Origin of the sequence: Candidatus Pelagibacter sp. HIMB1485 (genome assembly GCF_052048055.1) — a bacterium.
Classification (GTDB): Bacteria; Pseudomonadota; Alphaproteobacteria; order Pelagibacterales; family Pelagibacteraceae; genus Pelagibacter.
In genome coordinates this window covers 263,271-285,419 of record NZ_JBNAIN010000001.1, presented here as the reverse complement: position 1 = coordinate 285,419, position 22,149 = coordinate 263,271, and the positions used below count along the sequence as shown (strand labels likewise).

Here is a 22,149-nt window from a genome sequence, read left to right as displayed (position 1 = left end):
ATGATAAGAAACATTTTATTTTCAATAATTTTTTTTACTGGAATTATTTTTATTTCTATAATTTTTTTACCTTCTTTTTTCCTACCAAGAAAAATAGTTTTAATTGGTGGCAAATTAATGGGCTATTGGACTAGTGTTTGCTTAAGGTTTATCCTTTCAGTAAAAATCCTTATCAAAGGTGAAGAAAATATAATCAAAGAGGATAAATTTTTTATTGCCGCATCTCATCAATCAATGTTTGAAACTTTTTATTTGCAAACTATTTTTAATTCACCAGTTTTTATTTTAAAAAAAGAGCTTCTCCAAATTCCAATATTTGGTTGGTATTTAAAAAAAATAGGATCAATTTCAATAAATAGAAATAAAACAACTAAAGATAATTTGGGTTTTTTTAATGATATTTCAAAAACAATATCACAATCAAATCGTCCATTAATTATTTTTCCTCAAGGTACCAGGGTATTACCTGATGATAGAACTCCATTTAAAAAAGGAGCCTCAAGGATATATGAAGAATTAAAAATAAATTGTTTACCAGTAGCCATAAACTCTGGTTACGTATGGCCAAAAAAAGGTGGAAAAAAAAGCAATAGAACAATTACTATATCAATATTAAAACCTATTTCAGCTGGGCTAGAAAAAAATGAATTTTTAAAAACTCTAGAAAAAAATATCTATCAAGAATTAGATTTAATTAATTAACCCTTCATTGGCATCACAACATAAATACTGTCAAAATCGCCTGGATCTTTTATTAAAGCTGGTGAACCCGTATCATTAAAGAAGATTTCGACTCTATCACCATCTAATTGTGAAGCTACATCAATCAAATATCTGGAATTAAAACTTATTTCTAAGTCGTGATCAAATTTAACATTTAATGTTTCTTTTCCGTCTCCGCTATTAGTATTATTTACCGAAAGGTTAAGAGTATCATTTGATAAATTAAATTTTACACCATCTTTTTTATCCAGAGATACAGAGGCCACTCTATCAACTGAGTTTAAGAAAAGTTTTAAATCAATTTCTAATTTTTTTTGATTATTTTTAGGTATTACCTGAATGTAATTCGGGAATTTTCCATCGATAAGTTTTGAAATTAAAATACTATTATCCAGTTCAAACTTAATTTTTGACTTTAGATTTGATACTTTTACATCACCATCATAACTATCTAACAGTGAACAAAGTTGAAAAATTGTTTTTTTGGGTAGTATAATAGGGTCAAATTCAATTTTTTCATCTAGCCTGATTTTTGAAATCGACATTCTATGACTGTCAGTAGCTACAGCTGTTAAATAATTTTTATCTTCAACTTCGGTTTGGTGAAAATAAATACCACTTAAATAATGTCGAGTTTCATCATTTGAAACAGAAAACTTACATTTATTTAGAAGCTTCAATAATTGTTTTGATTTTATAATAAATTCATTTTCATTAAAATTTTCATCAGTCAATGGAAACTCGGTAGCACTAATACAATTCAAATTAAAAATAGATTTTTCCGATTCTACTTGTAATTTACTTACATCGGTAAGAGTAAGGTTAATTTTTTTTCCTGATGTTAATTTTCTGATTATGTCATACATAATTGACGAGGTTGTTGTTGTTTTTCCTTCTTCAAGAATTTCAACATTATTTAGCTGGTGTATAAAAATTAAATCAAGATCTGTAGCAGTAATTGTTAATTTAGAATTACTAGCATCTAATAAAATATTAGATAAAATTGGTAACGTGCTTCTCTTTTCGATTACACCCTGACAATAATTTAGTGCTTGCTGAAGGTCTTGTTGGTTGACGTTAAATTTCATTTTCTTTGTTATTGTATAATATCTGATTTTTAAGTTTATTGATATTATCTACCATTTCTGGATCTTTTTCTTTGATTTTCTCAATTGTTTTAACAGAATGGATAATTGTTGTGTGATCTCTATTCGAGAATTCTCTACCTATTTCTGGTAATGATTTTGAAGTTAAAATTTTAGTTAAATAAATTGCTGTCTGTCGAGGTCTTACAAGATATCTTGATCTTCTTGAAGAAAGCATTTCATTTTTGCTTATCTTAAAAAACTTACACACAATAGTCTGTATTAAGTCAATTGTTACTTTGTTTTCTGAGATATTTAAAAGATCTTTTAATACCACTTTAGTTTCAGGTAAATTTGGAACTTTGTTATAAATTCTTGAAAAGGATACTATTCGATTAACTGCTCCAACTAATTCTCTAACACTTCCTGAGATCTCATTACTGATAAAATCTTGTATATCTTTTGATACTTGAAGCTGATCTGAATATAAATTGTTTAATTCTTCTGTTTTTTTTTGAACTATTTTTTTTCGTAATTCTAAATCAGGTTTTTGAATGTCAACAACCAATCCACCTGAAAATCTAGATTTAATTCTCTCTTGAATACGCATTAATTTATTAGGTGCTCTATCAGCAGATACTATAATTTGCGATCCTTTATCTAACAAAGCATTGAATGTATGAAAAAATTCTTCCTGCATTGCTTCTTTGCCGCTAATAAACTGGATGTCATCTATTAATAAAATATCAGTGTTTCTAAAATATTCTTTAAACTTAACCATATCATTTGATTTAATTGATTTTACAAACTGATACATGAAACGTTCAGCTGAAATGAACATCACTTTATTTTTTTTCTTCATCTCAAAACCAATAGAATTTAATAAGTGAGTTTTCCCCATTCCTACACCACCATAAATATAGAGTGGATTATAATGAGAGATAGTTTCTGTAACCTTTATAGAAGCTTCATATGCAAGTTTATTGCTTGATCCAGTTATAAAGTTATCAAATCGTTTGTTTGGATCTATTCGGTTGTACTGAAGGTACGAGTCTTTTATAAATGAAACATTTTCATTTTGGGTATTTTCAATATTTGTTGTTTCTTTTAAATCCTTATCAACTTTTTGATCAATAATTTTAAATTCAATTCTAATTATATCTTTTTTATACAATTTAATTATTTTCAGAATTTGGTCTAAATACCTCGAAGTAATCCAGTCTCTGATAAATCTAGTTGGAACAGATAAAAGTAAATAATTATTATGCTCCTCAAGAAATGATATTTTTTTTAACCAACTTTCATAAATTTCCAAACCTAATTTATTCTTCATTTCAGATTGAATTTGTTGCCAATCGATCTCTTCTGAAGCAAAATTATTAATATTTTTATTTGTAAAAGATTTATTCATAACTTAAGGGAAGATCTCAGTTAGAACGATTTAAAAAATTTTGCAACAAGTATTAAATTTAAAATTAAAAAAAAATTAAATCTGCAATTGTAGAATTTATTGTCACAATCATTTTTTTTTATGGACACAAATTTTTAAATTAGTTTTAAATTTTCTTAAAAATAAAATTTTTGATTGAATCAAATACAGATTGAATCAAACATTGATTGTATTGTGTAAGGTCAAAGATTTACTAAATCTAAATATAGTAATTTGAAAATATTTAGATCTTATATAATGTGTGTGTAAAATTTATCTTCGAAACAACTTAAGGTTTTTAAATTGCTGCAATCTTTTTAGTTATTCTTGAAACGTTTCTTGATGCATTTTGTTTTTTAATTACACCAGTCTTTGCAATTTTCATCAACTCAGAGTTTAATTTAGGTAAGAATTTTAACGCTTCATCTTTCTTTTTGGTATCAATTAAAGCGTTCATTTTCTTTAATGCATTTCTAAATCTACTTTTTCTAGCTTTATTAACTGCTGTTTGTTTAGAAATACGTCTTATACGTTTAATAGCTGATTTTGTATTTGCCATGCGCAGGGGTATAGCTTGAGAACTGAAAACGGTCAACTAAATATTTGGCTAATTTTGGCAGGAATTACAAAAAAAAGTAGATCTATTTGATACAATTTTTTTCTGTATAGTATCGGTACATCCTATAGTTTTACATCTTAATCCTTCTTGCTGATATACTTTAAACTCTTTTTGATAGTTTCCAAAAGATCCCAACGTATCCTTAAAATCTCTAATACTTGAACCACCTTTTTTAATTGCTCTTAATAAAATTTTTTTTGAATAGTAAATAATTTTTTTGCAATCTTCTCTAGTTAACAAACTTGCTTTTTTAAATGGATAAATCTTACTTAGAAATAAAATTTCACTTGCATAAATATTCCCAATTCCAGAAACAAATTTTTGATCTAATAAAAATGTTTTAATATTTTTATTCTTTCCTTTGAAGTAATTAAAAACGTAATTCATATTAAAATTTAAATTGAATGGTTCTGGTCCCAAATTTTTAAATCTACTTTTTAATTTTTCACTATTTTCTACTAACTCAAAAAAACCAAATCTTCTTGGGTCATTATAAATTACTTTCAAAGAATTAAATATTAATTCAATATGATTATGTTTTTTTGGTAATATAGGAGAATGATAAAAACTAGCATTAGTAAATTTTAATTTTTTTTTACTATCAATGATGTGTATGGTTCCAGACATACCCAAATGTATCAAACAAAACTCTCCACTTTTAAAATTCAATATTAAATACTTGGAAAATCTATCTACTTTAATAATTTTTTTATTCATTAAAAAAGAACTAAAATTTTTTGGAAGTGGAAACCTAAGATTTTTATTTCTAATAATTACTTTTTTAATACTTTTTTGTTTAATTTTTTTGTCTAAAGATTGTCTAACAATTTCTACTTCTGGTAATTCTGGCATTTCTCACTATATTCAATATATATTTTTTTATGCAACAATATCTTCAAAATAAAAAAGGCCTTGTGGAAGGAGTTTTTGATCAAGTTTATAGTAAATACGACTTGATGAATGATTTCATGTCACTGGGCATTCATAGATTTTGGAAAAAAAGTCTCATTAATATAATGAAACCATCTCCAAATAGAAAGTTAATAGATGTTGCTTGTGGAACTGGAGATATTGGTAAATTATTTTTGAATAGTACAAATCAAATGTCAGAAGTCACTTGTATAGATCCAAATAAAGGTATGATTAATCAAGGCAAACAAAAATTATCTAATTATAAAAATATAAAATGGATCAATGCAGCTGCTGAGAAGCTTCCACTTCAAGATAACGAATTTGATTATTACACAATAAGTTTTGGTCTTAGAAATACAAAGAATTTAGATAAGGCTCTATCCGAAGCTTATAGGGTATTAAAACCAGGTGGAAGATTTTTATGTTTAGAATTTTCAAAAATTCAAAACTCTAACTTAGATTTTGTTTATAAAAACTATTCAAAAATAATTCCTCATATTGGTCAATTTATTGTTGGCGATAAAAAACCATATGAATATTTAGTAAAAAGTATTGAAGAATTTATTAATCAGGAAGAATTAATTGACTTAATGAAAAAGTATAATTTTACGAAATGTAATTATAGGAACTTTTCAGGTGGTATAGTTTCTATCCATAGTGGTTGGAAAATATAATGCTAAGAAAATTAATTACTTTATTTAAATTAGGAAGAAAGATTGCAAAATCTGATATTTTAGATATTGCCTCTAAATTTAAAAAACCGCCGGTCGCAATCACAATTTTATTTCAGCTATTAGCAATATCTTTTGAAAAAAAAGAATTGAGTCATCATGCGCTAGATGATGGTGATAGACTTTCAAAATCATTAGAGTCGATGGGTACGACTTTTATAAAATTAGGTCAATTTTTAGCTACTAGACCTGATATTATAGGAGAAGAACTTTCTACAAAGCTGGAAAAATTACAAGATCGTGTACCACCATTTTCTATTAATCAAGCAAAAGAAATAATTAAAAATGATTTAGGCAATGATGCTTACAATTCTATTATTGATTTAAGTGAGCCAGTTGCTGCTGCATCAATAGCACAAGTTCATAAAGCTAAAATAAATGACAATGGTACTATTAAAGATGTAGCAATAAAAATTATAAGACCAGACATAAAAAAAATATTTAATGAAGAAATTGATGCGATGATGCTATTTGCATTTATCATTGAGTCATTTTTAAAAAAAACTAAAAGATTAAAACTTGTGGAAGTTGTTTTTTTGTTGAAAGAAATAACTAACCTAGAAATGGATTTAAGGTTTGAGGCAGCAGCCGCAAATGAATATGCAGAAAATACAAAAAATGATGCTGGATTCAAAGTTCCTGAAATATATTGGAACTTTACTAGTGAGAATGTAATGACATTAGATTGGATAGATGGAGTATCTATTCGTGAAACAGAGGAGCTGAAAAAAAGAAATTTAAATACTAATAAAATTGCTGAAGATATTATCCAACATTTTTTAAGACATGCAGTAAGGGATGGTTTTTTTCATGCTGATATGCACCAAGGAAATATATTTATTGATGAGAATGGTCAAATAGCTCCAATAGATTTTGGCATAATGGGTAGATTAGACAAAATGAGTAAACGTTTTTTAGCTGAAATTTTATTTGGATTTATACAAAGAGATTATAAAAAAGTTGCTGAGGTTCACTTGGTAGCAGGATTAGTCCCTAAAAATGTGCCAATAGATGATCTTGCACAAGCATTAAGGTCAATAGGAGAGCCAATATTTGGTCAAGAGGTTAAAGATATTTCAGGTGGAAAATTATTAAAACAGCTTTTTGATGTTACAGAAAAATTCAATATGCAAACTCAACCTCAATTGTTGATGTTACAAAAAACAATGGTTGTAGTTGAGGGTGTTGCAAGAAAATTAAATCCTAACACTAATATTTGGACAACCTCTAAACCAGTTCTTGAAAATTGGTTAAGAGAAACAAAAGATCCTATAAATAATTTTAACGAAACACTTAAAAATAGTACTGAAGTAATTAAAAGATTACCTGAGTTACCTGAAATCATGGACAAAGCAAATCAAGCTCTAACATTTTTAGCTAGCGGACAAATTCCTCAAAACTCCAATTCTTATACAGCTTTAAAGGATAAAAAATCTGAAATGATAGCATTTAGAAACCAATCTATTATTGGTTTATTACTTCTTGTAATTTTTGGTCTTATAGTATTTTAATTCTGCAAATGAAAAATCTTAATAACAAAAAAATTCTTTTTATTATTTGTGGTGGTATTTCAGCTTATAAAAGTCTTGAAACGATTAGATTATTAAAAAAAAATGGTGCAGAAATAAAAACTATACTTACTTCTAGTGCTAAAGAATTTGTAACTCCATTATCAGTAGCATCATTATCTCAAGGTAAAGTTTATAGTGATTTGTTTAGCTTAGAAAACGAAACTGAAATGGATCACATTTCACTTTCTAGATGGGCAGACGTAGTTATCGTTGCACCAACTACAGCAAATACAATTTCAAAATTAGCACAAGGTACTACAGATGATTTGGCTTCTACTGTAATACTTGCTTCAAATAAACAAATTTATTTAGCACCAGCGATGAATGTTAGAATGTGGGAACATAAATCTACAAAAACTAATTTAAAAAAATTAAAAGATTTTGGTTATAAGTTTATTGGTCCAGAAATGGGAGATATGGCATGCGGGGAATACGGAGAAGGTAAGATGTCAGAACCATTAAAAATTGCGGATGAGTTAAACCAATTTTTTTTAAACCAAAGTCAAAATAAAAAATTTAAAGCTTTAGTTACTGCGGGTCCAACAAATGAGTATATCGACCCTGTGCGTTTTATAACAAATAAATCAAGTGGCAAACAAGGATATGAACTAGCTAAATGTCTATCGAAAAAAGGTTTTGATACAACACTGATTTCAGGACCAACTAATCTAGAAATAGAAAAAGATATTAAACTCATTAAAGTTGAAACAGCGGATGAAATGTTTGCTGCTACGCAAGAGAATTTACCTGTAGATGTAGCAATTTTTTCAGCAGCAGTATCAGACTTTAAAGTAAAAAATAAATCTCAAACAAAAATAAAAAAAGAGGAAGCATTAAATTTAAATTTAGAAAAAAATATTGATATTTTAAATTACATATCAAATCATAATTCTATGAGGCCTGAAATTGTGATTGGTTTTGCAGCAGAAACAAACGAAGTTTTAAAAAATGCAGAAGAAAAATTAAATAAAAAGAATTGTGATTGGATAATTGCTAATGATGTTTCTAAAAAAAATATTGGATTTAACTCTGATTATAATGAAGTTGTAATCCACTACAAAAATAAATCTTTAAAAAGTGAAGTCCTACCATACAAAAGAAAATCTGAAATTTCTAAAGAAATAGTTGATAGAATAATTGATCAATTAAATTAATGGCAAAAATCCTTGTTAAAAAATTAGATCCTTCAATAGAGCTACCTGCCTACAAAACAGAAGGGGCTTCGGGAATGGATCTTATGGCATTTATAAAAGAACCTATTATACTTAAATCCCAAAATTCTTGTTTAGTTCCAACTGGAATTGCCGTTGCTTTTTCAAATGAATTTGAAATTCAAATACGACCTAGATCAGGTTTAGCAGCAAAAAACAGTATTAGTGTTTTAAATACACCAGGAACAATAGATAGTGATTACAGGGGCGAGATAAAAGTAATACTTTACAATCACGGAAAAGAAGATTTTTTAATAAACAATAAAGACAGAATAGCTCAAATGGTTCTTGCACCTGTGATAAAAATGAATTTTGAAGAAACAGATGAGCTTCCAGAAACAATTAGAGGCGAAGGCGGATTTGGCTCAACAGGAAAATGAGCAAAAAACTAAACAAAAAACAAATCGAACGTTTTTCAAGACAGATCATATTAAAAAATATTGGTATTTTAGGTCAAAATAAAATTACAAATGCAAAAGTATTAATAATAGGCATGGGTGGTCTCGGGTGCCCAGTAGCAGAATTCTTGACTAGGTCAGGGGTTGGCTCATTAGGAATTGTGGATCATGATCGAATAAACCTTTCAAATATTCATAGGCAGAGTTTATTCAATCAGAAAGATTTAAATCAACTAAAAGTCAAAATAGCTAAAAAAAAATTAAACAACATTAATTCTTTAACAAATATAAAAATTTTTAATTACAAATTAAATAAATCTAATTTTCAAAAAATTATTAAGGATTACGATTATATTGTTGATGGAACTGATAATTTTGAAAGTAAATTTCTAATTAATGATTTAAGTTTAAAGTATAAAAAGTTTTTGGTAACTGGTGCTATAAGTAAATTTGATGGTCATATCTTTACATTTAATTTCAAAAATAAAAAAGAACCATGCCTTCGATGTTTTTATCAAGAGGAAAAAATATCAGATGAAATACTCAATTGTGAATATGAAGGAATCCTGGGAACTGTAGCGGGAATAGTTGGCACGATGCAAGCTAATGAAATTTTAAAAAATATTTTAAATATAGGCCAAAGTTTAAATAATTATATTTTAATTATTGATTTATTAAATTTAAATTTTAGAAAAGCAAAAATTAAAAAAAGAAAAAACTGTCTATGCAATTAATTATAAGAATAATTTTAATTTTTATCTTATCAATTTCAATAAGTTCAGCTGATGAAATATTTGTTTCTTTAAAAAAAAATAAAGTAAACGTTAGGTACGGTCCAAGTTTTGATTCAGATGTAAAATATGTTTACAAAAAAATTAACCTTCCTTTAAAACAAATAGATAAAAAAGAAAACTTTAGAAGAATTATAGACCTTAAAAATAATGGTGGGTGGATACATATATCTCAATTAAAAAAAAATAATTCTGCAATAGCAACAAAAGATAAAATTTTGTTTAAAAACCCTACATCTTTTGCAAAACCAATTGCTCTTATTAAGGAAGGTAGGTTATTAATATTAGAAAAGTGTGAACAAGAATGGTGTCAGATAACATCTGGAAAATTTCAAGGTTGGGTTAAAACAGATAATATCTGGGGATTTAATTAACTAAAATCAGCAGCAAGTGACTTTTTGTTCTCTAAAGACAGCTTGGTAGTATGGGAATATTCTTTATGGTCTATTCCTATTTCAACTTCAATTTCTTCAGATTTAAATTTAGCTATTTGGTCATCTGAAAAATTAAAATGAATAAATTGAACTGAAGAAGCTTTTCCTTCAGCTGATGTTCTATCAACATCTTCCTCTGGTATAGCTTTTATTTTTTCTCCATTAATTTTCATAAACACTGTTTCTTCTATTCCACCCACTTTTCCTAGGAAAGCTGCACGTGATATAGGATTGTCTATTTCAAACATCAAAGTAGCTGTTAATTCTTTACCATTTGGTATTAGAGGATTGTATGCTGACAACTCATCTTTAAGTTGTTCATCTCCGCCTTTTTCAATATATAACATTTCTTGAACTTGAGCTAACATTGTCTCGTAACTTTCAAAATAAAAAGTTGCATAAGGACCTAATGCAATTCTTCTATTTTTTTTAAAATCAACAATATTTTTTCTCAGTTCTCTTCTATTTTTTGTGTAGACATCCAATGGCATGATGTCTTCTTTTTGTATCTCCCTTTTTTCTCTTGGCATAATCATAATTTATAACTTTTAGCTATCAATTCGATAGGATGTAGTGCCTCATCATTGGAGATGTTAGTATCCACTTCAAGCTGCTTCAAGTGCTTACCTGCTAAAGGACAATCAGAAGCCATGTACTTGTTATTTTTTGTTTTAATTTGTCTTGCAGTCGGTCTTCCTACTTTATTGGCCAGATCATGTGTTTCTTTCATCACACCAAAAGTTCCACCATGCCCAGCACATTTCTCTACAACATCAATTTTAACATTCGGGATAAGTTTAAGCATATCTCTGGCTTTGATACCCATGTTTTGTGCTCTTGCGTGACACGCATGGTGCACTGTCACTCCACCATCTATTTCTTGTAAACCATCTGCTAATCCCTCATTGTTTGCAATATCAACAACATACTCATCAATATCCATAACGTTTGCAGATAATTTTTTTATTTTATCATCATTAGGTAAAAGCAATGGCCATTCAAATTTTAACATTAAACCACAACTAGCGGTTAATGTAACAACTTTGTAACCTTTGTTAATCCATTCAACTAAATCTTTAGAAACTTTTTTAGCCTGTTCCACAACTTTAGGAAGATCAGCTTGCTCTAAGAATGGCATTCCACAACATCCAGGATAGGCTTCTTGAACTTCTACACCATTTTTCTTTAGAACTTTTAAAGCTGCAACACCCGTATTTTTTTTATTAAAGTTAACAAAACAGGTAGAATAAATTACAACTTTTCTATCATTAGTTTTTGTCTCGTAGTTTATTTTGTCATTATTTTTATTAAAAAAGTTAGAAAAAGTTTCTGAATTGTATTTTGGAAGTTGAACCCTTTTATCGATACCAGCAACTACCTCTAATATTTTTCTGAACAACTTATTTTTTATATCTGATGCCCAATTAATTATTTTGGAAAATAAAACCCCAATTTTTGCGTTTCTATCTATTTGGGCTAATTGCATTGGAACACTTGGTAATTTACCTAATTTTTTCTGTGCCGTTCTGTACCTCAACATTAAATGAGGGAAATCAAGATCAAAATCATGAGGAGGTACATAAGGACATTTGGTCATAAAACACATGTCGCAAAGAGTACAGGCATCAACAACCGGAGCAAATTGCTCACTTTTTAAACTTTCTACGTCTTCATTTTCAGACTCATCAATCATATCGAACAATTTTGGAAAGGAATCACAAAGATTAAAACATCTTCGACATCCATGGCAAATATCAAACACTCTTCGCATTTCTGCATCTAATTTTTCAGTATTTAAAAAATCTGGATGCTCAAAATCAATAGGGTGACGAATTGGGGCGTCTAGACTTCCTTCTTTGCTCATACGATTATATTAGAAATTATAATTAATGATAAAGAAACTAATACCACTGGTTCATTAAACCAATCTTTTATTAATTGTAAAAGTTGCTCTTTCATTTTTTTTGATTTTAGAAATTTTGTTAAATTTAGTGGGCGGTAAACGCCCACTAATGAAAATTATTTAGGCAATTGACTCTAAAGTTTTTTGAAATTTACCAGCATGAGATTTTTCAGCTTTTGCTAAAGTCTCAAACCAATCTGCAATTTCCTCAAAACCTTCTTCTCTTGCAGTTTTAGCCATACCTGGGTACATGTCAGTATATTCATGCGTTTCTCCCTCAATTGCTGAAGCTAAATTTGCTTTAGTTTCACCAATTGGTTTCCCAGTAGCTGGATCTCCAACTTGTTCAAGGTATTCTAAGTGACCATGTGCGTGACCAGTTTCACCTTCTGCTGTTGATCTAAATACTGTAGCTACATCATTATAACCTTCAATGTCAGCTTTTTGTGCAAAATAAAGATACCTTCTATTTGCTTGACTCTCACCAGCGAATGCTGCTTTTAAGTTCTCCTCTGTTTTACTTCCTTTTAAAGACATTTTTTTCTCCTTAATTTAACTTTATAGACCATATAGTGTCTAAAACTTTAATGTCAATAGTTTAGAATTATTATAATCTAGATTTTATATAATTGATTTAATTGAATTATTTTTGAGTTTGATTATCACTCGCAACTTTAACCAAAACTTCAACTGAATTTATTTTTTTTCCTGTAATATTTTTTTTAATATTTACTGGGTCTATATCATTTTCATCACAATCTATTAGCTGATGAGTATCTTCATCATAAAAATGATGATGAACAGATGTGTTTGTATCAAAATAACTTTTATCGCTGTTAATCGAAATTTCTTTTAAATAACCTTTTTTCTGAAATGCATGAACAGTGTTGTAAACTGTTGCTAAAGAAATTTTTTCATTCATCTCCTCAGAAATCATCTTTACGAGATCATTGATTGTAAAATGAAAAGTTTTTTCTCTATTAAATAGAACTTCACACATTTTAACCCTTTGTTTAGTGGGTCTAAGTCCTAAATCTCTTAATTTTTCAACAAAATTACAGTTTTTTACCATTGTATTTTATAATTATTCTAATGTATGAATAAAAATATACAGTTTTATTATATTATATTGGCATTAAATCAAGTAATAAGGTTTCTCAAAAAATATGAAAAAAAATTCCTACTCATATGACGATCTAATAAGTTGTGGAAATGGTGATCTTTTTGGACCAGGTAATGCAAAATTACCACTTCCTCCAATGTTGATGTTTGATAGAATAACTGAAATCAACGAGAATAATGGAGCTTTCAATAAAGGCTCTTTAAAGGCTGAATTAGATATAAAAAACGATCTATGGTTTTTTGACTGTCATTTTAAAGAGGATCCAGTCATGCCTGGGTGTCTAGGTTTAGATGCTATGTGGCAACTAGTTGGATTTTTTCTGGGCTGGTTAGGAAATCCTGGCAAAGGTAGAGCTCTAGGAGTTGGTACTGTAAAATTTACTGGTGAAGTTTTACAAAATGTTAAAAATGTAAGGTACGAAATAGATATGAAAAAAATTATGTCGCCAGGTGGAACAACTGTTGGTCTTGCCAATGGAATTGTACTTGCTGATGACAAAAAAATATATTCAGCAGAAAGTTTGAAAGTAGGATTATTTAAATAATGAGAAGAGTAGTAATTACAGGATTAGGAATTGTCTCTTGTTTGGGAAACAACCAAGAGGAAGTTCATCAATCATTAATTAATTCAAAATCAGGAATTTCTTATGCTGAGGAATATAAAGAACATAATCTTAAAAGTCATGTTCATGGCAAACCAAATATAAAATTAGAAGATCATATCGATCGAAAAACAATTAGATTTATGGGTTCAGGTTCAGCTTATAATTATATTGCAATGAAAGAAGCTATTGAGGATTCTGGATTGGAAGAAACTGAAGTTAGCAATTTTAAAACTGGAATAGTTATGGGTTCTGGTGGTCCATCAATTGAAAATGTTATTTTGGCTGCAGATAAAACGAGGGCTAAAACTCCAAAATTAATGGGACCGTTCATTGTTCCAAGAACAATGGCAAGTACAGCTTCTGCAACACTTGCTGTTCCATTTAAAATTAAAGGAACCAACTACACAATGAGTTCTGCTTGCGCAACAAGTGGCCACTGTATTGGTAATTCAATGGAATTAATTCAAATGGGCAAACAAGATGTTGTTTTTGCAGGTGGAAGTGAAGAAGTACATTGGGCTATGACGGCAATGTTTGATGCGATGACTGCTTTATCATCAAAATATAATGATGCTCCCGAAACAGCATCAAGAGCATATGACAAAACAAGAGATGGTTTTGTAATTGCAGGTGGTGCAGGTGTGTTAGTGCTAGAGGAATATGAACACGCTAAAGCAAGAGGTGCTAAAATATACGCAGAATTAACTGGTTATGGAGCAACTTCAGATGGATACGATATGGTAGCTCCATCAGGAGAAGGTGCTGTCAGATGTATGCAAATGGCAATGTCTACTGCTAAAAATAAAATTGATTATATCAATACTCATGGAACTTCTACTCCAGTTGGAGATATCACGGAGCTAAATGCAGTTAAAAATACTTTTGGAGACAATATCCCAAAGATTAGTTCGACAAAATCTTTATCGGGACATCCACTTGGTGCGGCTTCAGTTCATGAAGCAATTTACTGTTTGATAATGATGAAGAATAATTTCATAGCTGGCTCTGCAAACATAAGTGAGATGGATGAAGAAGCTAAGAAATTTCCTATAGTTTCAAAAACTGAAACGGGAACAACTTTAAATACAGTAATGTCAAATAGCTTTGGTTTTGGTGGAACTAATGCAGCTTTAATTTTTGAAAAGGTTTAATTTATGAGTTTAATGAAAGGCAAAAAGGGATTAATCATGGGTGTTGCAAATGAAAGATCTATTGCCTGGGGTATATCTCAAAAACTTGCTGAAGCAGGAGCAGAACTAGCATTTACATATTTAGGCGATGCTTTGAAAAAAAGAGTAGTTCCTTTAGCAGAAAAATTAAATTCAAACGTTACATTTAGTTGTGATGTTGAAAAAAAAGAAGAGGTTGTAAAATTATTTGAAGATATCAAATCCCAATGGGGTGAAATTGACTTTGTAGTTCATGCAGTTGCTTTCTCTGATAAATCAGAGTTATCAGGTGAATATTTAAATACCACCAGAGAAAACTTTTTAAGAAGTATGTTAATCTCATGCTTTTCATTTACTGAAGTAGCAAAAGAAGCCTCAAAGGTAATGAAACAAGGCGGAAGTTTATTAACTTTAACTTACGAGTCCACTAAAGCAATTCCAAATTATAACGTAATGGGTGTTTGTAAATCAGCTTTAGAAGCGAGTGTTAAGTATCTAGCTCGAGATTTGGGTGCTAAGGGCATGAGAGTAAATGCAATAAGTGCAGGCCCTATTAAAACATTAGCAGCTTCTGCGATTGGAGATGCAAAATTCCTATATAAATGGAATGAAGACCATTCTTTTCTCAAAAGAAACGTAGATATCCATGATGTTGGAAATTCAGCATTATATCTATTAAGTGATCTTGCAAACGGAGTTACAGGTGAAATCCACTATGTAGATGCAGGATATAACAAAGTTGGAATGCCTGACCCAAAGAATATTAGCTAAATTTAGTTAATTTTAGTTAAAAAAAACCCCCAGAACTCTCATTCAGGGGGTTTAAAATTTAAATTTAAGCTATTAATTATTCAGTAGCTTGTTTCATAGAAAGTTTAACTTTACCTCTATCGAAACCAATTACTTTAACTTTTACCTCATCGCCTTCTTTGACAACATCAGTAACTTTAGCAACTCTCTTATCTGCAAGTTCTGAGATATGAACAAGTCCATCTTGTTTTCCTAAAAAATTAACAAATGCACCAAACTCCATAATCTTCATCACTTTGCCTGAATAAATTTTATTCAGTTCAGCTTTTGCAGTGATGTCTTTGATCATTTGCATCGCGATGTTTCTAGACTCTTCATCTGGGGCAGCAACTGTTACTACACCTTCATCATTTACATCAACTTTTGCACCTGATTTTTCAACAATCTCTCTGATCGTTGCACCACCTTTTCCAATCACAGCCGCAATGTCTTTTTTATCAACATTAACTTGTTCCATTTTTGGTGTATGTTTTCCAACATCAGATCTCGAAGCTGATAATGCTTTATTCATTTCTCCTAAGATATGAACTCTTCCATCTTTAGCTTGACTTAACGCTTGCTCCATTATTTCAAAAGTAATACCTGTAATTTTGATATCCATTTGAAGAGAAGTAATTCCATCTTTGGTTCCAGCAACTTTAAAGTCCATATCACCTAGGTGATCTTCATCACCTAAAATGTCTGATAAGACACTAAAATCATCACCTTCTTTAATTAATCCCATTGCAATACCTGCAACTGGCTCTTTAATTGGCACTCCAGCATCCATTAATGCTAAAGATGTTCCGCAAACAGTAGCCATTGAAGAAGAGCCATTAGACTCGGTTATTTCTGAAACTACTCTAAAAGTATATGGAAATGCCTCTTTCGTTGGTAATGAAGAGTTAATCGCTCTCCAAGCTAATTTACCATGTCCGATTTCTCTTCTACCAGTTCCAATTCTTCCAGTTTCTCCAACTGAAAAAGGTGGAAAGTTATAGTGAAGCATAAATCGCTCTCTTTGCAATCCGTCTAAACTCTCGATTCTTTGTTCGTCATCAGATGTTCCTAAAGTTGCTACAACAATTGCTTGGGTTTCTCCTCTAGTAAATAATGCAGAACCATGAGCTCTAGGTAAAATACCCACTTCACACTCGATAGGTCTTACATCAGATAAACCTCTTCCATCAATTCTATTTTTATTTTTTAGAATATCAGTTCTAACAATTGATTTTTCTAGGCTTTTTAGCTGACTGTTAACATCAAGGTCTGTATAGTTTTCATCTTCCTCATAAAGTTTTTTAGCTTTATCAGTAATTTCGGAAATTTGATTTGATCTATCTTGTTTATCTCTTGTAGCAAAAGCTTTTTTAAGATCTTCAGTAAAAGTTTCCTCAAGTTTTTTCTTAACCTCAGATAAATCTTTTTTCTCAACTCTCCATTCAGGTTTTCTACATTCTTTTGCAAGCTCCTCAATCATTTCAATCACTGGAACAAAGCCTTCATGACCAAATTTAACTGCGTTTAACATTTCTTCTTCAGTTAAACCGCTTGCTTCTGACTCAACCATAAGCACAGCATCTTTTGTACCAGCTACAACTAAATCTAATTTCGATTTTTCTAACTCTGCTTTAGATGGGTTTAAAACATATTTTCCATCAATAAATCCAACCCTTGAGGCTCCCACAGGTCCCATAAATGGCATTCCTGATATAGCTAATGCTGCTGATGAAGCAGTGATTGATAAAATATCTGGTTCGTTTTCTTTGTCGTATGAAATTACAGTTGGTAATAATTGTACTTCATTTTTAAATTCATCAGGAAACAAAGGTCTGATTGGTCTATCAATTAATCTAGAGATTAATGTTTCACTCTCAGTTGGTCTTGCTTCTCTTTTAAAATATCCTCCTGGAATTTTTCCAGCTGCATAATATTTCTCTTGGTAATTTACAGATAATGGAAAGTAATCCATATCAGGATTTACTTTTTTTGCTCCCACTACTGTCGCTAGTACGACTGTCTCTCCACATGTTGCAATTATTGCACCGTCTGCCTGTCTTGCTACCTTGCCTGTTTCTAAACTTATCTTCTTTCCTGCTACTTCAATTTCCTTCTTGTATACTTTAAACATTTCATTTCCAATCGTTTCGTTCGTTTCGTTCGTTTCGTTCCATTCCGTTCTATCTATCTTGATTTCTATTTTCTTAAATTCAATTTCGACAGTACATTTTTGTAAGAATCTATTTTGTTTTTCTTTAGGTATTCTAACAATTTCTTTCTTCTATTTACCGCTCTCAACAATCCAACAGATGAATGTTTATCCTTCTTGAATTGCTTAATATGCTTAGAGAGAGTTTCAATTTTCTCTGTTAGCAAAGCGATTTGGATTTCTGAAGATCCGGTATCTTTATCATGCATTGCTAATTCTTGTGCCTTTTTATTCATGCCTCTTTCTTCCTATTTATTTGTTTGTTTTATTAAGTTTTCTATTTTTTCCGCATACTCAAAAGACTCATCTTTTCTAAAAAGTAATTTTGGTAAAAATTTCATAACCACTTTTTGTGATAAAATTTTTCTTATTAAAAATGAGTATTCTTTCAAAACATTAATTGTTTCCTCTGCATCTTTTCCTCCCAATGGAAGAACATATGCTTTAGCAATTTTTAAATCAGGACTCATTCTAACCTCTGTAACTGTTATAGTATTTGTTTCTAAGTTGGGCACCTTAGCCTCATTTCTTATAAAAATCATGCTTAAAGACTGCTTAATCATCTCTCCAACTCTAAGCTGTCTTTGCGATACTGGTTTTCCTATTCTATCAGCCATTAAATCGATCTCTCTGTAGATGTAACACTAAATGCCTCTATTGTGTCGTTTTTTTGGAAATCCATATAATCTTTAACAGTAATTCCACATTCTTGACCATCACTAACCTGTTTTACTTGGTTTTTTTCTCTGAAAATTGTTGAAACTTTTCCTGTGTAAATTATTGCGCCGTCTCTTATAATTCTTACATCAGAATTACTATTTATTTCACCTTCAGTAATTTTTGAACCTGCTACTTTTCCAGCACCTGAAACTTTGAATATCTCAAGAATTTGTGCTGTTCCGGTAATTGTTTCTTGAACATCAGGAGACAATAGCCCAGACATTTTTTGTTTAACATAATCCAGGACCTCATAAATGATATTGTATGAAGAGATTTTTATTTTTTCATTTTCAGCAAGTTTTTTAGCCTCTTTGCTCGGTTTTACATTAAAGGCTATAAGAACAGCATTAGATGCTTTGGCCAATGTAACATCAGTTTCTGTTACCATTCCTATATCTGCTAATATTATTTTTGGCTTAACTTCTTCATGTTTAATTTGAGCAATTGCATTTTTGATAGCTTCTGATGATCCTTGTACATCAGATTTAATTATTAAATTTAATTCCTCTGAAGATTTATCTGAAAAAGCAGAATCTTGTGTCGCAAACGTTAATGGGTTTTTTCCATCTTTGCTCTCTTGGGCTCTATTTTCACTCAAAGTTTTAGCTTCTTTTTCAGTATCTAAAACAATAAAATCATCTCCAGCTTTAGCAGCACCATTTATACCCAAAACTTCTACAGGTGTTGAAGGTGGAGCCTCGCTAATATTTTGACCTTTATCATTAATAATTGCTCTAACCTTTCCCCATTTTAAACCGCTTACAAAAAAATCACCTTTTTTAAGAGTGCCTGTCGTTACAATAATATTTGCAACCGGTCCTCTTCCAATATCTATTTTTGACTCTAATACGATTCCTGTAGCTTTAGATTCATAATCTGTTTTAAGATCTAAAATTTCAGCTTGTAAAATTATAGACTCAACTAACTTATCTAAATTTTGTTTGGTTTTTGTAGAAACCTCAACCATTAAAGTGTCTCCAGATAAATCTTCTGCGATTAACTCGTGTTCAAGTAGTTGGTTTTTAATTTTCTGCGGATCAGCTTCTGGAAGATCACACTTATTTATTGCAACTACTATTGGAACATTTGCTGCTTTTGCGTGTTTAATAGACTCAACTGTTTGTGGCTTCACTCCATCATCAGCTGCAACAACCAAAACAACTACATCTGTTAATTTAGAGCCTCTAGCTCTCATTTCTGTAAAAGCTGCATGACCTGGGGTATCTATAAAAGTTAATTTATTATTTTGGCTTTCAATTTGATATGCTCCGATATGTTGAGTAATTCCACCAAACTCTCCTGAAACAACATTAGCGCTTCTTAAAACATCTAAAACAGAAGTTTTACCATGATCAACATGGCCCATAACAGTAACAATAGGTGGTCTATTTTTTAAATTTTCTACTCTAGTAGCTTTTATTTTTTGAATAATTTCTTCTGCTTTTTCTTCTCTTATTGGATTATGTCCAAATTCCTTAACTAGAAATTCAGCTGTATCAGCGGCTAAAGTTTGATTAATTGTTACAGTCACACCCATTCCAAATAAATATTTAATTACATTGCTAGACTGTTCCGCCATTCTATTTGCTAACTCTCTAACAGTTATTGCTTCTGGAATATTGATGTCTCTTTTTACTGGTTTTGAATTTTCTTGTGCCTCTTCTTTGGAAGAGTTTTTCATCTCTTTTTGTCGAGCTCTTTTAACTGATGCTAAACTTCTTTCTCTTGCTTCTATTTCGTCACTTAATGCTCTTGAAACAGTTAATTTTAATTCTCTTTTTTTTGTTCCAGCTTTTAATGTTTTTTTATCTTTTTCACTATCTCCCTTAAGTCTTTTGGTGGCTCTTTGCTCTGCCAGTTTTCTTCTTTCAAAATCGCTTGTAATTGGAGGAGATTTTGGTGCAAAAGACGGTTTTAATGGTGCACCTCTATTAAATGAAGTGGTAGATTTTGGTTTTCCTGCACCAGGTCTAAACGATCCACCTCTATTAGTGAATTTTCCGCCTTGCTTTTCAATTACTCTAGAGTTTTTTCCTTGAGTTTTAGCTATCTCAATATTTCTTATAGATTTCTTCGCAGAGCCGGATATTGTTAATTTTGTTTTTTTCTCCATTGCTCATCTCTCAATCTTTGTAAATTATATTTCTAGCAGACATAATTAATTCATCTGCCTCTTCTTTAGATAAAGCAAAATCCTCTAGATACCCCTGAATTTTAACTCTCTCTCCTTTAACTACATCGTATCCACCAGTAAGTTCATCAGATGCTAGATCTGCAAAATCTTCTAATGTTAATATTTTTTGTTCACCCAGTGTAACTAACATTCCTGGAGTTAGACCTTTAAGGTTGATAAGAGCATCTTGTAGACCAAGCTCTTTAATCCTTTCCGATATATCTTCTTGATCTTTTTGGTGGAACTCTTTTGCTCTATCAATTAACGCAATAGCTGTTTCTTCCTCAATTCCCTCTATTTTAGTTAAGTTTTCTGGCAAGCTATCTTTAATATCATCTATTGTTGAAAAACCTTCGGCAACTAATAACTGACCTAAAGTTTCATCTAATTCTAAGTTTTTAACAAAGTTATCTGTCTTTTCTTTAAATTCTAATTGTCTTCTCTCGGAGTCTTCTGCATCAGTCATAATGTTAATTTCATAATTTAACAATTTAGTTGCCAATCTTACATTTTGACCCCTTCGCCCAATCGCTTTACTCAAATTTTCTTCGGTTAAAATCACATCAAGTTTTTTTCTTTCTGCATCAACATTAACTCTTTGAACTTCTGCAGGCGACAAAGCATTTGATACTAATATTGCAGCATCTTCTGACCAATTCACAATATCAATTTTTTCTCCTTGAAGTTCATTTACAACTGCCTGAACTCTAGAACCTCTCATACCAACACAAGCTCCAACAGGATCTAATGATGTATCAACTGCTTTAACACAAATCTTTGCTCTACTTCCAGGGTCTCTTGAAGAAGATTTAATTTCGATTAATCCATCATATATTTCTGGCACTTCTTGAACAAAAAGTTTCTCCATAAATTTTGGATGAGCTCTAGACAAGAAGATTTGTTGACCTCTTGGCTCTCTTCTTACATCATAGCAATAAGCTTTTACTCTATCACCAGCTTTAATATTTTCTCTAGGAATTAATTCATTTTTTTGAATGATTGCTTCTGTTCTTCCTAGATCGACAATAACACTTCCAAATTCTAATCTCTTAACAATACCACTTAAAATTGTATCTTTTTTATCAATAAAGTCGTTAAATTGTCTTTCTCTCTCTGCTTCTCTAACATTAAAGCTTATTACCTGTTTTGCAGTTTGAGCAGCTATTCTACCAAAATCAAAAGATGGTAATGGCTGAAGAACTTCATCACCAATTGATTTATTTTTATTATTTTCATTAAGACTTATCGCGTCTTCTAATTTTATTTCTGTATTTGCATTTTCAGGATTTTCAGAAATAACAAGTTTTCTGAACAATTCTATGTCTCCATTATCTCTATTGATTGAAACTTTAATTTCATTTTCTTGACCAAACTTAGATTTGGCTGCTTTAGCTATTCCTGTTTCCATAGAACTAATTATAAGTTCTTTATCTATCGATTTTTCCAAAGCTACTGCTTCAGCAATTCTTAATAATTCTAATTTATCTGCTCTTTTATTTAACATTTTTTATCTGCTCCAAAAAAAAATGGGCCAGAGCCCATTTTGATAATTCAA

Annotated in this window: 23 protein-coding genes; 10 read left to right on the top strand and 13 right to left on the bottom strand. The window is 30.3% G+C overall.

The annotated features are described in order from the left end of the window. Entirely contained in the window at positions 1–702 is a 702-nt protein-coding gene (locus ACTTA4_RS01530) for a lysophospholipid acyltransferase family protein (RefSeq protein WP_440633238.1), read from the top strand. On the opposite strand, the gene dnaN is transcribed toward ACTTA4_RS01530, so the two are convergent. The 4 genes from dnaN to mutM all read right to left on the bottom strand — a co-directional run bounded on the left by dnaN (position 699) and on the right by mutM (position 4,708). Further along, positions 699–1,811 carry a DNA polymerase III subunit beta gene (gene dnaN / locus ACTTA4_RS01525; protein WP_440633237.1) on the bottom strand — a complete coding sequence of 371 codons (1,113 nt, stop codon included), beginning with the start codon at positions 1,809–1,811 and terminating at the stop codon, positions 699–701. The genes ACTTA4_RS01530 and dnaN overlap by 4 nt on opposite strands. Next, positions 1,801–3,219, bottom strand: a complete 1,419-nt coding sequence (gene dnaA / locus ACTTA4_RS01520; RefSeq protein WP_440633236.1) for a chromosomal replication initiator protein DnaA — start codon at positions 3,217–3,219, stop codon at positions 1,801–1,803. The genes dnaN and dnaA overlap by 11 nt, the downstream gene beginning before the upstream one ends. A gap of 316 nt (positions 3,220–3,535) precedes the next feature. Then, on the bottom strand, positions 3,536–3,796 hold the full coding sequence (gene rpsT / locus ACTTA4_RS01515; RefSeq protein WP_262590084.1) for a 30S ribosomal protein S20: 261 nt from the start codon (positions 3,794–3,796) through the stop codon (positions 3,536–3,538). A 48-nt stretch (positions 3,797–3,844) separates the two neighbouring features. Next, complete coding sequence (gene mutM, locus ACTTA4_RS01510; protein WP_440633235.1) at positions 3,845–4,708, bottom strand: bifunctional DNA-formamidopyrimidine glycosylase/DNA-(apurinic or apyrimidinic site) lyase; 864 nt, start codon at positions 4,706–4,708, stop codon at positions 3,845–3,847. A 29-nt stretch (positions 4,709–4,737) separates the two neighbouring features. Here mutM and ubiE point away from each other — a divergent pair, with 29 nt between their 5' ends. Genes ubiE through ACTTA4_RS01480 form a run of 6 tightly spaced genes read left to right on the top strand, consistent with a single transcriptional unit; the run spans position 4,738 to position 9,844 of the window. After that, complete coding sequence (gene ubiE, locus ACTTA4_RS01505; protein WP_440633234.1) at positions 4,738–5,442, top strand: bifunctional demethylmenaquinone methyltransferase/2-methoxy-6-polyprenyl-1,4-benzoquinol methylase UbiE; 705 nt, start codon at positions 4,738–4,740, stop codon at positions 5,440–5,442. Further along, complete coding sequence (gene ubiB, locus ACTTA4_RS01500) at positions 5,442–7,010, top strand: 2-polyprenylphenol 6-hydroxylase (RefSeq protein WP_440633233.1); 1,569 nt, start codon at positions 5,442–5,444, stop codon at positions 7,008–7,010. Before ubiE ends, ubiB begins: the two co-directional genes overlap by 1 nt. An 8-nt stretch (positions 7,011–7,018) precedes the next feature. Continuing rightward, positions 7,019–8,224 (top strand): bifunctional phosphopantothenoylcysteine decarboxylase/phosphopantothenate--cysteine ligase CoaBC, encoded by a 1,206-nt coding sequence (gene coaBC, locus ACTTA4_RS01495; RefSeq protein WP_440633232.1) that lies wholly within the window; start codon positions 7,019–7,021, stop codon positions 8,222–8,224. Then, on the top strand, positions 8,224–8,661 hold the full coding sequence (dut, locus tag ACTTA4_RS01490; protein WP_440613541.1) for a dUTP diphosphatase: 438 nt from the start codon (positions 8,224–8,226) through the stop codon (positions 8,659–8,661). The genes coaBC and dut overlap by 1 nt, the downstream gene beginning before the upstream one ends. Next, positions 8,658–9,413: a HesA/MoeB/ThiF family protein gene (locus tag ACTTA4_RS01485; protein ID WP_440633231.1), complete on the top strand. Its 756-nt coding sequence runs from the start codon at positions 8,658–8,660 to the stop codon at positions 9,411–9,413. The genes dut and ACTTA4_RS01485 overlap by 4 nt, the downstream gene beginning before the upstream one ends. Next, on the top strand, positions 9,404–9,844 hold the full coding sequence (locus tag ACTTA4_RS01480) for an SH3 domain-containing protein (RefSeq protein WP_440613543.1): 441 nt from the start codon (positions 9,404–9,406) through the stop codon (positions 9,842–9,844). Before ACTTA4_RS01485 ends, ACTTA4_RS01480 begins: the two co-directional genes overlap by 10 nt. On the opposite strand, the gene ACTTA4_RS01475 is transcribed toward ACTTA4_RS01480, so the two are convergent. From ACTTA4_RS01475 to ACTTA4_RS01460, 4 genes are all read right to left on the bottom strand, one after another. Further along, positions 9,841–10,434, bottom strand: a complete 594-nt coding sequence (locus tag ACTTA4_RS01475) for a DUF3501 family protein (RefSeq protein WP_440613544.1) — start codon at positions 10,432–10,434, stop codon at positions 9,841–9,843. The two genes, ACTTA4_RS01480 and ACTTA4_RS01475, sit on opposite strands and share 4 nt — an antisense overlap. Positions 10,435–10,436: 2 nt before the next feature. Beyond that, positions 10,437–11,768: a (Fe-S)-binding protein gene (locus ACTTA4_RS01470; protein ID WP_440633230.1), complete on the bottom strand. Its 1,332-nt coding sequence runs from the start codon at positions 11,766–11,768 to the stop codon at positions 10,437–10,439. 159 nt (positions 11,769–11,927) lie between these two features. Next, entirely contained in the window at positions 11,928–12,344 is a 417-nt protein-coding gene (locus tag ACTTA4_RS01465; RefSeq protein WP_262590070.1) for a rubrerythrin family protein, read from the bottom strand. A gap of 106 nt (positions 12,345–12,450) precedes the next feature. Further along, the gene (locus tag ACTTA4_RS01460; RefSeq protein ID WP_262590069.1) at positions 12,451–12,879 is read right to left on the bottom strand and encodes a Fur family transcriptional regulator; all 429 of its coding nucleotides are present in this window, start codon (positions 12,877–12,879) and stop codon (positions 12,451–12,453) included. A 94-nt stretch (positions 12,880–12,973) separates the two neighbouring features. On the opposite strand from ACTTA4_RS01460, the gene fabA reads away from it, so the two are divergent. From fabA to ACTTA4_RS01445, 3 genes are read left to right on the top strand one after another with little or no spacing between them, the layout of a single operon-like run. After that, entirely contained in the window at positions 12,974–13,474 is a 501-nt protein-coding gene (gene fabA / locus ACTTA4_RS01455) for a bifunctional 3-hydroxydecanoyl-ACP dehydratase/trans-2-decenoyl-ACP isomerase (protein ID WP_428079165.1), read from the top strand. Further along, positions 13,474–14,685, top strand: coding sequence for a beta-ketoacyl-ACP synthase I (gene fabB, locus ACTTA4_RS01450; RefSeq protein WP_440633229.1), 1,212 nt, complete (start codon positions 13,474–13,476; stop codon positions 14,683–14,685). Before fabA ends, fabB begins: the two co-directional genes overlap by 1 nt. A gap of 3 nt (positions 14,686–14,688) precedes the next feature. Further along, the gene (locus ACTTA4_RS01445; RefSeq protein WP_262590066.1) at positions 14,689–15,474 is read left to right on the top strand and encodes an enoyl-ACP reductase FabI; all 786 of its coding nucleotides are present in this window, start codon (positions 14,689–14,691) and stop codon (positions 15,472–15,474) included. A gap of 76 nt (positions 15,475–15,550) precedes the next feature. On the opposite strand, the gene pnp is transcribed toward ACTTA4_RS01445, so the two are convergent. From pnp to nusA, 5 genes are all read right to left on the bottom strand, one after another. Next, positions 15,551–17,623, bottom strand: a complete 2,073-nt coding sequence (gene pnp, locus ACTTA4_RS01440) for a polyribonucleotide nucleotidyltransferase (RefSeq protein WP_440633228.1) — start codon at positions 17,621–17,623, stop codon at positions 15,551–15,553. Between the two features lie 65 nt (positions 17,624–17,688). Further along, positions 17,689–17,937 carry a 30S ribosomal protein S15 gene (rpsO, locus tag ACTTA4_RS01435; protein WP_440633227.1) on the bottom strand — a complete coding sequence of 83 codons (249 nt, stop codon included), beginning with the start codon at positions 17,935–17,937 and terminating at the stop codon, positions 17,689–17,691. Positions 17,938–17,949: 12 nt separating this feature from the next. Further along, on the bottom strand, positions 17,950–18,318 hold the full coding sequence (rbfA, locus tag ACTTA4_RS01430) for a 30S ribosome-binding factor RbfA (RefSeq protein ID WP_075485631.1): 369 nt from the start codon (positions 18,316–18,318) through the stop codon (positions 17,950–17,952). Continuing rightward, positions 18,318–20,534 carry a translation initiation factor IF-2 gene (gene infB, locus ACTTA4_RS01425; protein WP_440633226.1) on the bottom strand — a complete coding sequence of 739 codons (2,217 nt, stop codon included), beginning with the start codon at positions 20,532–20,534 and terminating at the stop codon, positions 18,318–18,320. The genes rbfA and infB overlap by 1 nt, the downstream gene beginning before the upstream one ends. Positions 20,535–20,544: 10 nt before the next feature. Further along, on the bottom strand, positions 20,545–22,098 hold the full coding sequence (gene nusA / locus ACTTA4_RS01420; protein WP_440633225.1) for a transcription termination factor NusA: 1,554 nt from the start codon (positions 22,096–22,098) through the stop codon (positions 20,545–20,547). Between the last annotated feature and the right edge of the window lie 51 nt (positions 22,099–22,149).

What these genes read in the sequence shown, in the direction of transcription:
- ACTTA4_RS01530 (WP_440633238.1), top strand. Translation starts at nt 1, where the DNA reads ATGATAAGAAACATTTTATTTTCAATAATTTTTTTTACTGGAATTATT.
- dnaN (WP_440633237.1), bottom strand. Translation starts at nt 1,811, where the DNA reads ATGAAATTTAACGTCAACCAACAAGACCTTCAGCAAGCACTAAATTAT.
- dnaA (WP_440633236.1), bottom strand. Translation starts at nt 3,219, where the DNA reads ATGAATAAATCTTTTACAAATAAAAATATTAATAATTTTGCTTCAGAA.
- rpsT (WP_262590084.1), bottom strand. Translation starts at nt 3,796, where the DNA reads ATGGCAAATACAAAATCAGCTATTAAACGTATAAGACGTATTTCTAAA.
- mutM (WP_440633235.1), bottom strand. Translation starts at nt 4,708, where the DNA reads ATGCCAGAATTACCAGAAGTAGAAATTGTTAGACAATCTTTAGACAAA.
- ubiE (WP_440633234.1), top strand. Translation starts at nt 4,738, where the DNA reads ATGCAACAATATCTTCAAAATAAAAAAGGCCTTGTGGAAGGAGTTTTT.
- ubiB (WP_440633233.1), top strand. Translation starts at nt 5,442, where the DNA reads ATGCTAAGAAAATTAATTACTTTATTTAAATTAGGAAGAAAGATTGCA.
- coaBC (WP_440633232.1), top strand. Translation starts at nt 7,019, where the DNA reads ATGAAAAATCTTAATAACAAAAAAATTCTTTTTATTATTTGTGGTGGT.
- dut (WP_440613541.1), top strand. Translation starts at nt 8,224, where the DNA reads ATGGCAAAAATCCTTGTTAAAAAATTAGATCCTTCAATAGAGCTACCT.
- ACTTA4_RS01485 (WP_440633231.1), top strand. Translation starts at nt 8,658, where the DNA reads ATGAGCAAAAAACTAAACAAAAAACAAATCGAACGTTTTTCAAGACAG.
- ACTTA4_RS01480 (WP_440613543.1), top strand. Translation starts at nt 9,404, where the DNA reads ATGCAATTAATTATAAGAATAATTTTAATTTTTATCTTATCAATTTCA.
- ACTTA4_RS01475 (WP_440613544.1), bottom strand. Translation starts at nt 10,434, where the DNA reads ATGCCAAGAGAAAAAAGGGAGATACAAAAAGAAGACATCATGCCATTG.
- ACTTA4_RS01470 (WP_440633230.1), bottom strand. Translation starts at nt 11,768, where the DNA reads ATGAGCAAAGAAGGAAGTCTAGACGCCCCAATTCGTCACCCTATTGAT.
- ACTTA4_RS01465 (WP_262590070.1), bottom strand. Translation starts at nt 12,344, where the DNA reads ATGTCTTTAAAAGGAAGTAAAACAGAGGAGAACTTAAAAGCAGCATTC.
- ACTTA4_RS01460 (WP_262590069.1), bottom strand. Translation starts at nt 12,879, where the DNA reads ATGGTAAAAAACTGTAATTTTGTTGAAAAATTAAGAGATTTAGGACTT.
- fabA (WP_428079165.1), top strand. Translation starts at nt 12,974, where the DNA reads ATGAAAAAAAATTCCTACTCATATGACGATCTAATAAGTTGTGGAAAT.
- fabB (WP_440633229.1), top strand. Translation starts at nt 13,474, where the DNA reads ATGAGAAGAGTAGTAATTACAGGATTAGGAATTGTCTCTTGTTTGGGA.
- ACTTA4_RS01445 (WP_262590066.1), top strand. Translation starts at nt 14,689, where the DNA reads ATGAGTTTAATGAAAGGCAAAAAGGGATTAATCATGGGTGTTGCAAAT.
- pnp (WP_440633228.1), bottom strand. Translation starts at nt 17,623, where the DNA reads ATGTTTAAAGTATACAAGAAGGAAATTGAAGTAGCAGGAAAGAAGATA.
- rpsO (WP_440633227.1), bottom strand. Translation starts at nt 17,937, where the DNA reads ATGAATAAAAAGGCACAAGAATTAGCAATGCATGATAAAGATACCGGA.
- rbfA (WP_075485631.1), bottom strand. Translation starts at nt 18,318, where the DNA reads ATGGCTGATAGAATAGGAAAACCAGTATCGCAAAGACAGCTTAGAGTT.
- infB (WP_440633226.1), bottom strand. Translation starts at nt 20,534, where the DNA reads ATGGAGAAAAAAACAAAATTAACAATATCCGGCTCTGCGAAGAAATCT.
- nusA (WP_440633225.1), bottom strand. Translation starts at nt 22,098, where the DNA reads ATGTTAAATAAAAGAGCAGATAAATTAGAATTATTAAGAATTGCTGAA.